This window comes from Mucilaginibacter xinganensis (assembly GCF_002257585.1).
Lineage (GTDB): Bacteria > Bacteroidota > Bacteroidia > Sphingobacteriales > Sphingobacteriaceae > Mucilaginibacter > Mucilaginibacter xinganensis.
In genome coordinates this window covers 578,903-591,905 of sequence record NZ_CP022743.1, presented here as the reverse complement: position 1 = coordinate 591,905, position 13,003 = coordinate 578,903, and the positions used below count along the sequence as shown (strand labels likewise).

Here is a 13,003-nt window from a genome sequence, read left to right as displayed (position 1 = left end):
TGATTGATTTATTATTGAAATGAGAAAATTCGTATATTTATTCATAAGCGTTCTTTTTGTTACCTCATGCTCGGCCCGCAAAGGAAGCGTGTCTGACAGGGTGGCGCGCAAAAACAATAAAAGCGTTCAAAAATCCAACAGTAACTATACCGCTGATTATACCCCGCTTACCTCGTTACAGTATATTGAAAAATACAAGGCCATAGCAATCAAGGAAATGAACTTGTACGGCATCCCGGCCAGTATAACATTGGCCCAGGGGCTCTTTGAATCAGGCAGCGGTAATGGGACCCTTGCACGCGTTGCCAATAATCACTTCGGCATAAAAACCAATCCATCATGGCAGGGGAAAGTTTATTATAAGGATGATGATAATGCTAATGATGCATTCAGGGTTTATGACAATCCGGAAGATTCATTCAGGGACCACTCGGTCTTTTTGCAAAAGAAAAATTATACCCACTTATTTGAATTAGATAAAAACGACTATCGTGGCTGGGCCTACGGCTTAAAGAAAGCAGGTTATGCAACCAATCCAAAATATCCCCAACTGCTGATCGGTATTATAGAAAAATACAATCTTAACCAGTATGATGCGCCTGAAGGCACTGAGATAGCCAAAATAAAACGGGTTGACCGCGTGTTTACACAGATAGATAAAAAAGAAGACAAAGCAGTTAAAGATTCTCTGCAAAGCATTCCCGCTAATAAAACCTACACCATAAAACAAGGCGATACCCTATATAATATTTCCAAGCGTTTCGGAATAGCTGTTGACAGCCTTAAAGCGATGAACAACATGTCTGATAGCAGTATTAGAATTGGCCAAAAAATAGTGGTTACCCGGTAAAATCTATCCTATTTCCTGTAATAAATGTGGTTGGTTTCTTTATGATCAACTACCTACCCGTTTTGATTTTTTTTGTCCTTCTTACCTCAGGGTTCCTATCATACAACTTTTTGTTTTTTCTGCGATGGTGCCCCTCCAATAAGACGTTAGGCCTTTTTTTGCGCTGTTTGTCTTAAAAAATAAAACATTATAGCCAAAATGCCCTTATCTTCGCAACATCTGCGTTACATGAAAAAACTTTTTATCGTATTTATATTCCTTTTTAGCGTCCAGGGGGTTTTTGCACAACTGAATTTTCTGCCAAAGTTTATCCGTCAAATGTATTTTAAAAAAGATAGCAGCCGTAAGCCCAGCTTCGTACTGCTGCCTGCATTAAGCTCTGCCCCGGAAACAGGGCTTGAATTCGGTGGAGCTGCTTTATTATCATTTTATACCGATACTACGGGGCATGACACGCGTGTATCAAGCCTTTTTGGCTACTCAACCCTTACCACAAAAGGACAGGCGAAACTTAGCCTCAACGCCAACTACTGGACACCGCAAAACAAGTATCATTTTACCGGGGTGATCAGCTACTACAACTTTCCATTTAACTTTTACGGCGTGGGTAACAATACCAAACTATCGGCATTGGATCATGTGGCCGAAAAACGTTATAAACTCGGCATGGCGGCAGAAAAACGCATTGGCGACAATTTTTATGTGGGCCTGGTGGGCGGCGTTATCAAATATTTTTACAAATACGACCCCAACGTTTATAGTACCATAAACTCCGACCCCCAGGTTGAAGATGGTCATGGCGGTGCAAGTGCCTACATTGGCCCAAGCTTTACCTTTGATACCCGCAACAATAATACCTACACCACAAAGGGAATGGTGATTAGCAGTTATTATAACCTGATGCATGGCACCTATGCCAATAACAGCTATAAAGGTGGGTTTTTCAATATTGAGTATGCCCAATTTTTTCAGCTTGCCCGCAAGCTTGTTTTAGGGGTGGACATTCAGGAACAAAGCTTAACCGGCAGCCGGTCGCCATTTTACCTGTTACCCCAGATGGGCAGCGACGAGATGATGCGCGGCTATTACCAGGGCCGCTATCGCGACCGCAATTATATTGCCGGGCAAACCGAACTGCGCTACCGCGTTGATAACCGTTTTGGAATAGTGGGTTTTGTGGGTACGGGCGAAGTATTCCATTCTACCTTCAGTACGGCGCAACTAAAGCCCAATTATGGCGGCGGCGTACGTTACTTTTTTGATGTGGAAAAAGGATTAGCCATTCGCCTTGATTATGGCGTAGGCCAAAAACCGGCAGGCGAGAAACGCGAAGGCGGGTTTTATATAGCGCTGGGACAGAGTTTTTAATGTGCGGACAAAAAAACAGCGTTACCTGTTAAGGTGAATAAGATAAAGCTGGGCGCAGGCCATGGCGTCAGATAACGCATCATGATGGTTGAGCGCAATTCTATGCGCCGAACAACAGGCAGCCAGCCCTTTTCCAAATATTTTATAGGTACACTGCTTAACGTACCCGGGTTGCCGGATTTGATAATAATCGAGCGTTTGTGAAAGGCAGCTAAAATCAAAGGCTCCGTTGTGGGCAACTACCGTTTCATTTTCTATGTAAGGGCTAATTAACGGCCAAACTTCGGCAAACCTGGGTGAGTTAAAGGTGTGCCTTGCACTTATCCCATGAATTTGCGTGTTAATGCCCGAGTATATATTACCCGGCGGGCAAACAAGCAGGTTAAGCCGGTTAACTAATTTCCCTTCCTCTACCCTCACCAGCCCCACCTGGCAAATACTCCAGCGTTTGCCCTGTGCCGTTTCAAAATCAATCGCGGTGAATGTATTACTCATGTTATAAAATCGGGATTTAGATTGGGAGTTCCTACTAATTTCCGGCAGTTGGCCATCAGATCTTTATTAAAAAATCTTCCTTCGCCTGTCCCGGTTTAAAAAACACCAGGCCAATCCAAAACAGATCAATCGTTACCGTAACCCGTGGGTGCGCTTTAATTTGTTCCCACGCTTCTTTCATGCCGGTGCTCCAGTAAATATCATCAAAAATAAGCATCGTATTTTCGTGCACTTTGGGCAGGCACCATTCAAAGTATTTAAGCGTAGCATCTTTTTGGTGATTGCCATCTACAAAAACAAAGTCAAGCTGCGCCACACTGCTGATCACACCGGGAAGCGTATCATCAAAATTGCCGACAACGGGTTCGGCTTTTATATCGCCTTTGGCAAAAGTCTCCTGAGCTATTTTAGCCGTTTCAGGGCAGCCTTCCAATGTGTAAACCCTGGCCTTAGGCGCAGCCTTTTGCAGGTACAGGGTAGTTGTGCCTAAACAGGTGCCTAACTCAATAATATTGTTTGGTTTTAGATCGGCCACAAAGCGAAACAGCAACTGCGCAAGTTTGGGTGGTTTTAACGCGTTATGCGCAATATCGCTGATCTTTTTTTGGCGATTATTGTTTACATGCGATCCCGCGCCGAGGTCGGTTATGGTTATAATCCTGGTGTCATTAAATAACCCTTCCCGGATGTTCTCCACATCTGTATATACTTTTTTGGCATCAAAATCGTAAATTACATTATCAATCAGCCTGTAAACAAATGGAGAGTGCACACCATGCCTGTTTTTTGCTTTAAGCCGATGAAACAGGTAGTCTTTCGCGAACCTTAAATTAAACATGGCTGTAAAAATATACAAACGTTTAGTATTTTAGCAGTATAGCATGATAAATCCAACAGAAGTAAATTCATTGATACGTTTACTGGACGATCCGGATGGGGAGATATTTGAACACGTTCATCAGAAATTACTCTCTTATGGCCCGGAAGCCATTGAATATTTAGAACAGGCCTGGGAGCAGGCATTTGACGCGGTACAGCAGGAGCGCATTGCCAACCTGGTACACGAGATCCAGTTTGGGATAGTTAAGAAAGATCTGCAGCTATGGCACCAGGGCGGCGCATTTGACCTGCTGCAGGGCATCCTGATAGTTAACCGGTATCAGTACCCGGATTTAGATGAGCAGAAGGTTATAAACCAGATAGAGGCCATTAAGCGCGACATCTGGATCCAGATGATGAACGAGGCCAGTCCGGCTGAGCAAATCAAGCTGATTAACCACGTGTTTTACAGCATTTATGGTTTCGTAGGGAACACCACCAATCACCAGGACCCGCAAAACAGCTATATCAGCCAGGTACTCGAAACCAAAAAGGGAAACCAGATCTCGCTGGCTATTATTTATTCCATCATTGCTCAAAAACTGGACATCCCGGTTTATGGTGTAAACCTGCCGCAGCATTTTATTTTAGCCTATATGGACGAGACCCTGCAAAGCGATTTTGAAGGAGGTATTTTGTTTTATATCAATGCCTTTAACAAGGGCTTTATTTTTGGCCGCCGTGATGTGGATATGTTTTTAAAGCAGCTGAACCTGAAATTTGATAAGCAGTTTTATGAGCCATGCTCCAATACAGATATTATTAAAAGGGTATTACGCAACCTTATCAGCGCTTACGAACATTTGGGATCAGCAGATAAGGTTGATGAGCTGAATGAGTTGCTGGAGATAATAGAAGGGCCCTAAAGAGGAAAAGAAAATACAAGGCTGTTTGTAATTCAAAACTTTCGCTTTAAGGAGCCGTAGGGCAAAACCCATTTTCTATCATCCAGTTCTTTGCCCAGTCCATCCATTTGCTCTTGCTTTTGGAATTGTTCAATCCAAACCCATGTCCGCCTTCCTGGTACAGGTGCATTTCTGTCTTTACCCTGGCGTTCAGCAGTGCTTCGTAAAACATCAGGCTGTTCTGTACCGGCACTACGTCGTCATCTTCGGCGTGTACCAATAGTGTGGGCGGCGTATTGGCAGTTACCTGTTTTTCATTGCTGTATAAATTCACCAAACCTTCGGCCGGTGTTTTACCGATCAGGTTCTCGCGCGAACCAACATGTGCCTGCGGTCCGAATGAAATTACCGGGTAAAGCAGCAGCATAAAATCAGGTCGTGCGCTAATGTTATCTTTATTGTCAACCAGCACTTTTTCAAAATGCGTACCCAGTGTTGATGCCAGGTGCCCGCCGGCCGAGAAGCCTATGATGCCTACTTTATCTGTTTTTAATCCCCACTTAACGGCGTTTTTACGCACCATTAAAACAGCCTGCTGTGCATCCTGCAGCGGCCCTATGGTTTTATCAGGCATAATCTCATCACTTGGCAGCCGGTATTTTACTATAAAGGCCGTCACGCCCAACTGGTTAAATGCTTTAGCAATACTTGAGCCTTCATTCTCCATTGAAAGTCCTGAATACCCTCCGCCGGGGAATATCACAATTGAGGTACCGTTTGCCGTTCCTTTTGCGGGCAGATAAGGGATTATAGTAGGCACGCTCACAAACGATGCCCATCCGTTTTCATCTTTTTCAATATATTTTGCCGGGGTGGCCTTGCTGTTCGGCACACCATTGGGATAAAGGGGCAGGGGTCTCTCTTGCGCTTTTATTAAAGAAAAGGTGCTTAAGAGCATTAACGTGCACAAAATTGTCTTCATCATATTAGCTTTAGGTATAAGCGTATTACAGCATAGCGGTGGGTAAACCCACCGCTATGAAAAAATCATTATTTAACCCTTCGGACCGCCAAATTCCATTAAATAGGACTTTAAAAATTCGTCGAGGTCACCGTCCAGTACGGCGGCAGCGTTTGATGTTTCATGATCGGTACGCAGATCTTTAACCAGCTTGTACGGGTGCAATACATAATTACGGATCTGCGACCCCCATTCAATCTTTTTCTTATTCCCTTCCACCGCGTTGCTAAGTTCCATGCGCTTGCGCATTTCGGCCTCATACAATTGCGATTTAAGCAACCTGATGGCATTTTCCTTATTCTGCAACTGCGAGCGCGATTCCTGGTTCTTGATGATGATGCCTGATGGTTTGTGGTATAAACGCACGGCAGTTTCCACCTTGTTCACGTTCTGGCCGCCGGCACCGCCCGAGCGGAAGGTTTCAAACTCTATATCAGCGTCTTTAACTTCAATTTCAATGGTATCGTCAACCAGCGGGTAAACATACACCGATGCGAATGAGGTATGGCGCTTGGCGTTTGAATCAAACGGCGAGATCCGCACCAGGCGATGCACGCCATTTTCGCCCTTCAGGTACCCGTAAGTAAAATCGCCTTCTATTTGCAGGGTTACAGTTTTAACACCGGCAACGTCACCTTCCTGAAAATCCTGTTCGGTTACTTTATAGCCATGCTTTTCGCCCCACATAATGTACATACGCATCAGCATACCTGCCCAGTCACAGCTTTCGGTACCGCCTGCACCTGCAGTAATTTGCAGCACCGCGTTAAACTGGTCTTCTTCCGCCGAAAGCATGTTTTTAAATTCAAGCTCTTCAACTTCTTTTATGGCCGCGTTGTATTGCTCCTGCATTTCTGCTTCGGTAGCATCGCCTGCCTGGAAAAATTCAAAAAGCACACCTGTATCTTCAACCGTAGCCACTACCTTCTGGAAGGCATCGGTCCATACTTTTTTTGTTTTTATAGAAGCCAGCACCTTTTCGGCTTCTTTAGGATGGTCCCAAAAATGGGGGCCAACAGTTATTTCCTGTTCAATCTGCAATGCATCGAGTTTCTTGTCGATGTCAAAGATGCCTCCTCAGGGAAGTTATTCTATCCCTTAAATCCTGGATCTGTTCTTTAGTCATGTGGCAAATATAGTTTTTTGGTTGGAAAAGGTTGTAGTAGTTGTAATGGTTTAAAGATAAAAGAAAGGGCTGTAAAAGCATGACCTTTACAACCCTTAAAACATTTTTAAACTTTTATAACCTTACTTAAGCAACCATCATCTGGTTAACCAGGCCGCTCATGTCAGTGCGGTTACCACTTAATTTTGAGATAAAGTTACTTAAGCCAAAATCTGTATTTTTAGCATCTTTTGATTCCTTCACCAACTCTTCCATAACAGGAGTTATTAAAGAATTAGCTGCCAACATTGCTGAAGCCGGTTCAATGCCGTAAAAATTGTTCAGCTTGTTGGCAAACTTGTTAATGATACTTGTTACCAATGAATTGTTGTAGATGCCCGAGAACTGGAAGAATTTGATCAAATCTTTTACCTTACCCGTCTCCAGCTGGTTCTTCAAAACCTCGATAATAGAACTTGATGCCTCATTGATCACTGCTTCATGGTATTTAACCGGAATAGCAGGGTTGTCAATAACAGCCGTCCCGGCGTTATTTTTGACAAGCATAAACAGTTTTTCAAACATCGTTTTATGTGTTTTAAGCAGATTAATAAATTGATAAAAAAATCCGATTTATTTGTTATCAACGCAAATATATCAAATATTTATTTTGAATTTTCAAGCAGTATCTAAAATCTGTTGAAAATATGACAATTGACTTATTGTAAATTCCACACTATGTACGGGGTGTTAAAACAACACTATCCGATGGATTTTTTCCGGAATTAAATAACACTATCGTGTCAAAGTTTTCGGTTTTATTTATGGTGTAAGTTTTAACTTGTTACTTTTGTTTAAAATCAATTCAATTATGTTGCCAAACACCGATTTCACCACCACCCAGTCATACAAATACCTGGCTGATCATTACATCGACATTGTTTCCAAAAGTCTGAAAGAACTATTTGAAATTGACAATCAGCGTTTTAATAAGTTCTCGCTGCAATTTGAAGACATCCTGCTTGATTACTCAAAGAACAGGATTGATGAGCAAACTGTAGCATTGCTGATGCAACTGGCGCGCGAGTGTTCACTAAATAAGGCAATAGATGCCATGTTCAGCGGCGAAATTATTAACGTTACCGAAGGCCGCCCTGTGCTGCACGTGGCGTTGCGCAACCGCAGCAATACCCCTGTTTATGTTGATGGAAAAGATGTAATGCCTGATGTTAACCGGGTACTGGACCACATGAAGGAATTTAGCGAAGCTATTATCTCCGGCACATGGAAGGGCTTTACCGGCAAGTCCATTACCGATGTGGTAAATATCGGGATCGGCGGATCAGACCTTGGCCCGGTGATGGTTACTGAAGCTTTGAAGGCTTATAAAAACCACCTGAACATGCACTTTGTATCCAACGTGGATGGTACACATATAGTTGAAACACTAAAAGGCTTAAACCCTGAAACCACGTTATTCCTGATTGCCTCAAAAACTTTCACCACACAGGAAACCATGGGCAATGCACACAGCGCCCGCGACTGGTTTATTGCAGGCGGCGGTAAAGATGCTGATGTAGCCAAACACTTCGCAGCATTATCAACCAATAGCGAAGGGGTTGCCAAATTTGGGATCGACACCAAAAATATGTTCGAATTTTGGGATTGGGTTGGCGGTCGTTATTCATTGTGGAGCGCCATCGGCTTGTCAATTGCTTTAAGTATAGGTTTTGAGAACTTTGCCGAGCTATTAGGCGGGGCCCATGCCATGGATAATCACTTTAAAAACGCCGAACTTGAACAAAATCTTCCTGTAGCGCTGGCCCTGGTAGGCATTTGGTATAACAATTTTTTTGAAGCTGAAACCAATGCCATTTTACCTTACGACCAGTACATGCACCGTTTTGCTGCCTATTTTCAGCAAGGCGATATGGAAAGCAATGGCAAACATGTTGACCGTAACGGAAAACCCATTGATTACCAGACCGGACCAATTATATGGGGCGAGCCTGGCACCAATGGCCAGCATGCCTTTTACCAGCTGATTCACCAGGGCACCAAACTGATCCCGTGCGATTTTATAGCGCCGGCACAATCACACAACCCCCTTGGCGAACATCACAACATGCTGCTTTCAAACTTTTTTGCCCAAACCGAGGCCCTGATGAATGGCAAAACCCGCGAGGTTGTTGTGGATGAACTAAAGAAAGCCGGTAAAACCGACGAAGAAATTGAAAAGATAGCACCGTTTAAAGAGTTTGAAGGCAACAGGCCAACTAATTCTATCCTGCTTAAAAAAATCACACCGCACAGTCTGGGTTCATTAATCGCCATGTATGAGCATAAAATATTTGTACAGGGTATTATCTGGAACATTTACAGCTTTGACCAATGGGGCGTGGAACTTGGTAAGCAATTGGCAGGCAAGATTTTGCCTGAGCTGAAAGATAATAACGAAGTAAACACACATGATTCATCAACCAATGGATTGATCAACCAGTATAAAGCCTGGCGGTAAACTTAAAGGCAGTTTTCAGTTTTAATTACAATTGAAAACTGCCTTCTTTAACTTTATGTTGATTATTCCGCCTGCTTCTCCAAATCTGGAAGTTGTAGGTCATTTGTATTTCCCAAAAACGGTTCCTGATAATCATCGGCCTCAAATCCTCTTTTTAGTTTTGGATTGTCCCCGTATCCGTTATCGTCAGGGTTGCCTTCCTGAAACATTAACCAGAAAAAATAAAATGGAATTAATTGCCACCACCCGCTTTTGTCCAGGTCATGACATCGTTTAGCGGCCTGCGCCCAAATAAACCAAAGCAGGGGAATATATTATAATACTAAAAGTTTTATCCCTTCCTGCCCTTCGGTTAAAGCGTAAACAGTAAGGTACAGCACCAAATAAATTATATAACTAATGCAAAGTTCGGTCCTTCTGATTCGACCTTCAAAGGAAAAAATATTTTTAAACATGATTTTAGGGTAAGGTTTGGTAATGTAGCCATTCCCTTTTGAACCAATGTCTCTTAAATCTTTTTATTTCTTCACAAAGCTCACCTGGAATAATTTATCCCATTTTTTACCGGTAATAAAGATCCTTTTTGTTGCGGCATCATAGGCAATTCCGTTCATTACATCTGCACCCTCATTCCGTTTTGTTACGGGGTAAAGGCCGCCAAGGTCTATCCTTTGTAAAACAGTGCCTGTTTTAGGGTCAATGGCAATAATGGTGTCGGTTTTCCATATGTTGGCGTATATCTTACCGTCAATATATTCCAGCTCATTTATCTCATTTACCGCGCCTTTGTTATCAAAAACATCAATAAATCCGGTTTGGCGGTAAGTGTCCTTATCCAGGAACCAGATCCGGTTGGTGCTATCATCCATGTATAATTTTTTGCCATCAAAGCACATGCCCCAGCCTTCAACACCTACATTGTTAGGAAAGGTGCTTAACTGTTTAAATGTTTTTTTATCATATACCAGGCCTATCTTTTCATGGTAGGTTAACTGCAGCAGCTTGTCACCTACTATGGCTATGCCCTCGGCAAAAATTTTAGGGCTTACCATTACTTTTTGCAACGGCTTGCCTGTGGCCAGGTCAACTTTTCTTAAGCTCGACTGCTGATCTTTCGGCGACCCCTGCGGCGGATCGAGGTAGCCGCCCGCGCTCTCATAAAATACACCGTCCTTGAAAACCAGGCCTTCGGTGAATGAGGAGGTATCATGCGGGTACACTTTTTCAACTTTAAAAGTATATTCATCAGGAGCCTTTGCCGGCATCAGTGCAATATTGGTTGATGCATCCTGGCTTTTACCGCCCGTATAAACCTTAGCAGTAATTATGCGCGGGCCCACGGCAAGGCTATCTGTTTTTAATGAGAATACCGAGGTATCTTTTTTTGATCCCAGCCTAACGGAATCAAGCAGGTAAACAACAGAATCAGGCTTTAGATCTGCCGGGAAATGGGCCTGCACAGCAACAACATCGCCGGTTTTGTAACTGGTTCCGGCCTCCGGACTTAAAGTTAAGCCGCTATCCGCTGATTTGGTTTTGCAGCCAAAAGCAAGTATAACTGTGGCTGCCGCTAATAATAGGTTGAATTTCAATTTCATGGTATTGTTTACATGGCTGTTGGCCAAAACGCGTCTTCTATATGTTTTAGTATGTAATTGTTATCCCTGTCAAACAAAACGGATATAATATCAAACCGAACTTCTCCCTGGTGGTTCATCAGGTAAATATATTCTTCTGCTGCCTCCGCCAATAGTTTTTGTTTGCGGGCATCCACAAAATCCTCCGGCTCGCCAAACCAGTTGCCTGTACGGGTTTTTACTTCGGTAAATATAATCACCTTGTTTTTATATGCAATAAGATCAACTTCCAGGCGGCCATGTGTCCAGTTCTCATCCATGATCTCATATCCGGTATTTTCCAAATGTGCTTTTGCCAGGCTTTCGCCCCGGCGACCAAGGTCAAGGTGCTGCGCCATTATTTTAATATTACTGACCCAAGGTAGTCGGAAATAGTTTTCTCCACCTTCTTCATGTGCATATATTGGTTGAGCAGGATCTCCTGGTCAGCTTCGACGCTTGTTTTTTGGAGTTCCTTCCGCAGGCTTTCCAGTATTTTGCCCACCTTTTGTTTTTTAAGGTGAAATATAGCGCCCAATATGGTAGCTTTCATATTTGCCTGCTCATCGTTCACCAGGATCTTGTGCATTTCGTACCAGTTATCGCTCAGTGTGTATTTGGTGGCAATCTGGTTAACAGCCAAGTCAACAATATCTTTTTCCGGGTAATGGATAAAATATTGCTCATCGGGTAATACACCGTTCTCCACCTCTTTGCGATAAATTTCAACAAACGTTTTGCAGGTTTTATGCTCAAATTCAACGTCGTTCAATTCAGCTATCATAAAAGGGCCGATGTAGGTATTGGCGATGCCATCCCAGTCGATAATCCGGTTGCCATATAGCAGAAAAAGGCGGATGATCTCTTTTTCCTGGTTCGATTCATCTTTTTCAACCTTTACTTCGGGCTCGTCAAAAAAGTTAGGTTCATCAAGAGGTGCCGCCCTGGAAATTTGCTGCTGCGAATCTTTTTTGGCTTTCGCCATCCGCATTTTGTTGAGCTCTGATAGCAGCGCGCGCTCATCTATCTGCAGTAAATAGCTGCATTCCTTTATAAATACAGAAGCTTTGATTGAGTCGGGGATCTTGGCTACGCTTTCAACAATCTCCCTTATCACATCGGCCTTTTTAATAGGGTCGTTCCCTACTTCTTTTAGCAGGATGTCGGTTTTGAAAAGGATAAAATCCTTTTTGTTGTCGGCAATATGTTTTTTGAAGCCGTTGGTGCCAAAGTTTCGCACGTAGGAGTCGGGGTCATGACCGTCGGGAAACAGCACAACCTTTACATTCAGGCCTTCCTCCAAAATCATATCAAGCCCCCGCAAAGATGCTTTTATACCCGCCGCGTCACCATCATACAATATGGTAATATTTTTTGTGAAGCGGCCTATCAGCCTTATCTGTTCAACGGTTAGCGAAGTCCCTGACGACGCCACCACATTCTCAATCCCGGCCTGGTGTACTGAAAGCACATCGGCATAACCCTCCACCAAAAAACAATTATCTTCTTCCCGGATTGCCTTTTTTGCAAAGTACAGACCATAAAGCACGTTTGATTTATGGTAGATCTCTGACTCAGGCGAGTTTACATATTTAGGGACATTCTTATCATTTTTAAGTGTCCGCCCACCAAAGGCAATCACCCTGCCGGTAAAGCTGTGGATGGGAAACATCACACGCCCCCGGTACCGGTCATACAGCGTCCCGTTGTCCCGCTTAACAGACAGGCCGCTTTCTACCAAAAACTGCTGCTGGTAGCCCTCTTTAATGGCTTGGCCGGTAAAAGCTTCCCACTGATCGGGCGAGTAACCCAACTCAAATTTTTTGATGGTTTCGCTGGTAAAGCCGCGCTCCTTAAAATAACTCAGGCCAATGCTTTTCCCCTCGTCGGTTTCGAGCAGGCTTTCATGAAAAAATTTGGCGGCGTAACCGCTAACTATCATCAGGCTTTCGCGGTGATTCTCTTCCTCTCGGTTCTCAGCAACTTCAACAGTTTCCTCAACCTCTATACCATATTTTTTTGCCAGCCACTTTAGCGCTTCCGGATAAGTAAACTTCTCCAGTTCCATTAAAAAAGTAACAGCCGAGCCGCCTTTTCCGGATGAAAAGTCTTTAAAGATTCCCTTGGCTGGCGATACCGTGAACGACGGGGTACGCTCATTGGCAAAAGGGGAGAGCCCTACATAGTTGGCTCCGCGTTTTTTTAGCTGTACAAACTCACCTATCACTTCCACAATATCTGTGGCTTCCATAATTCGGTCGATAGTGGGCTTGGTGATCATTTAATAAACACGGTACATTAGTGTA

At 43.5% G+C, this 13,003-nt stretch carries 13 protein-coding genes; 4 read left to right on the top strand and 9 right to left on the bottom strand.

Translation table 11 applies throughout. The features are described 5' to 3' along the window. Positions 1–19 precede the first annotated feature (19 nt). Entirely contained in the window at positions 20–850 is an 831-nt protein-coding gene (locus tag MuYL_RS02730; RefSeq protein WP_094569064.1) for a glucosaminidase domain-containing protein, read from the top strand. A 228-nt stretch (positions 851–1,078) separates the two neighbouring features. Further along, positions 1,079–2,218: a BamA/TamA family outer membrane protein gene (locus tag MuYL_RS02725; RefSeq protein ID WP_157740550.1), complete on the top strand. Its 1,140-nt coding sequence runs from the start codon at positions 1,079–1,081 to the stop codon at positions 2,216–2,218. 21 nt (positions 2,219–2,239) lie between these two features. Here the strand turns inward: MuYL_RS02725 and MuYL_RS02720 are convergent, their stop codons facing one another. Beyond that, positions 2,240–2,713, bottom strand: a complete 474-nt coding sequence (locus tag MuYL_RS02720) for an exonuclease domain-containing protein (protein ID WP_094569062.1) — start codon at positions 2,711–2,713, stop codon at positions 2,240–2,242. A 55-nt stretch (positions 2,714–2,768) separates the two neighbouring features. After that, positions 2,769–3,551: an O-methyltransferase gene (locus MuYL_RS02715; RefSeq protein ID WP_094569061.1), complete on the bottom strand. Its 783-nt coding sequence runs from the start codon at positions 3,549–3,551 to the stop codon at positions 2,769–2,771. Between the two features lie 43 nt (positions 3,552–3,594). On the opposite strand from MuYL_RS02715, the gene MuYL_RS02710 reads away from it, so the two are divergent. Then, positions 3,595–4,458 (top strand): transglutaminase-like domain-containing protein, encoded by an 864-nt coding sequence (locus tag MuYL_RS02710; RefSeq protein ID WP_094569060.1) that lies wholly within the window; start codon positions 3,595–3,597, stop codon positions 4,456–4,458. A 46-nt stretch (positions 4,459–4,504) separates the two neighbouring features. Here the strand turns inward: MuYL_RS02710 and MuYL_RS02705 are convergent, their stop codons facing one another. The 3 genes from MuYL_RS02705 to MuYL_RS02695 form a co-directional block, all read right to left on the bottom strand. Then, positions 4,505–5,422, bottom strand: a complete 918-nt coding sequence (locus tag MuYL_RS02705) for an alpha/beta hydrolase (protein ID WP_211710232.1) — start codon at positions 5,420–5,422, stop codon at positions 4,505–4,507. Positions 5,423–5,491: 69 nt separating this feature from the next. Beyond that, positions 5,492–6,584 (bottom strand): peptide chain release factor 2 gene (gene prfB, locus MuYL_RS02700; protein WP_157740548.1). Its coding sequence is split into 2 segments (ribosomal slippage): positions 5,492–6,523 and positions 6,525–6,584, totalling 1,092 coding nucleotides; the frame shifts between segments, so codons are not numbered across the junction. Positions 6,585–6,710: 126 nt separating this feature from the next. Further along, the gene (locus MuYL_RS02695; RefSeq protein WP_094569057.1) at positions 6,711–7,148 is read right to left on the bottom strand and encodes a hypothetical protein; all 438 of its coding nucleotides are present in this window, start codon (positions 7,146–7,148) and stop codon (positions 6,711–6,713) included. Between the two features lie 286 nt (positions 7,149–7,434). Here MuYL_RS02695 and pgi point away from each other — a divergent pair, with 286 nt between their 5' ends. Beyond that, positions 7,435–9,081 (top strand): glucose-6-phosphate isomerase, encoded by a 1,647-nt coding sequence (gene pgi, locus MuYL_RS02690; RefSeq protein ID WP_094569056.1) that lies wholly within the window; start codon positions 7,435–7,437, stop codon positions 9,079–9,081. A gap of 62 nt (positions 9,082–9,143) precedes the next feature. Here pgi and MuYL_RS23820 read toward each other — a convergent pair whose 3' ends face one another. The 4 genes from MuYL_RS23820 to dnaG all read right to left on the bottom strand — a co-directional run bounded on the left by MuYL_RS23820 (position 9,144) and on the right by dnaG (position 12,978). After that, entirely contained in the window at positions 9,144–9,341 is a 198-nt protein-coding gene (locus MuYL_RS23820) for a DUF805 domain-containing protein (RefSeq protein WP_394339005.1), read from the bottom strand. Positions 9,342–9,599: 258 nt separating this feature from the next. Then, a complete protein-coding gene (locus MuYL_RS02680; RefSeq protein ID WP_094569055.1) occupies positions 9,600–10,679 on the bottom strand; it encodes a glutaminyl-peptide cyclotransferase in 1,080 nt (359 codons plus the stop codon). A gap of 8 nt (positions 10,680–10,687) precedes the next feature. Beyond that, positions 10,688–11,056: a YraN family protein gene (locus tag MuYL_RS02675; protein ID WP_094569054.1), complete on the bottom strand. Its 369-nt coding sequence runs from the start codon at positions 11,054–11,056 to the stop codon at positions 10,688–10,690. Next, positions 11,056–12,978 (bottom strand): DNA primase, encoded by a 1,923-nt coding sequence (dnaG, locus tag MuYL_RS02670; RefSeq protein ID WP_094569053.1) that lies wholly within the window; start codon positions 12,976–12,978, stop codon positions 11,056–11,058. The genes MuYL_RS02675 and dnaG overlap by 1 nt, the downstream gene beginning before the upstream one ends. Positions 12,979–13,003: the final 25 nt, after the last annotated feature.

What these genes read in the sequence shown, in the direction of transcription:
- dnaG (WP_094569053.1), bottom strand. Translation starts at nt 12,978, where the DNA reads ATGATCACCAAGCCCACTATCGACCGAATTATGGAAGCCACAGATATT.
- MuYL_RS02675 (WP_094569054.1), bottom strand. Translation starts at nt 11,056, where the DNA reads ATGGCGCAGCACCTTGACCTTGGTCGCCGGGGCGAAAGCCTGGCAAAA.
- MuYL_RS02720 (WP_094569062.1), bottom strand. Translation starts at nt 2,713, where the DNA reads ATGAGTAATACATTCACCGCGATTGATTTTGAAACGGCACAGGGCAAA.
- MuYL_RS02705 (WP_211710232.1), bottom strand. Translation starts at nt 5,422, where the DNA reads ATGATGAAGACAATTTTGTGCACGTTAATGCTCTTAAGCACCTTTTCT.
- MuYL_RS02725 (WP_157740550.1), top strand. Translation starts at nt 1,079, where the DNA reads ATGAAAAAACTTTTTATCGTATTTATATTCCTTTTTAGCGTCCAGGGG.
- pgi (WP_094569056.1), top strand. Translation starts at nt 7,435, where the DNA reads ATGTTGCCAAACACCGATTTCACCACCACCCAGTCATACAAATACCTG.
- MuYL_RS02680 (WP_094569055.1), bottom strand. Translation starts at nt 10,679, where the DNA reads ATGAAATTGAAATTCAACCTATTATTAGCGGCAGCCACAGTTATACTT.
- MuYL_RS02710 (WP_094569060.1), top strand. Translation starts at nt 3,595, where the DNA reads ATGATAAATCCAACAGAAGTAAATTCATTGATACGTTTACTGGACGAT.
- MuYL_RS02730 (WP_094569064.1), top strand. Translation starts at nt 20, where the DNA reads ATGAGAAAATTCGTATATTTATTCATAAGCGTTCTTTTTGTTACCTCA.
- MuYL_RS02695 (WP_094569057.1), bottom strand. Translation starts at nt 7,148, where the DNA reads ATGTTTGAAAAACTGTTTATGCTTGTCAAAAATAACGCCGGGACGGCT.
- MuYL_RS02715 (WP_094569061.1), bottom strand. Translation starts at nt 3,551, where the DNA reads ATGTTTAATTTAAGGTTCGCGAAAGACTACCTGTTTCATCGGCTTAAA.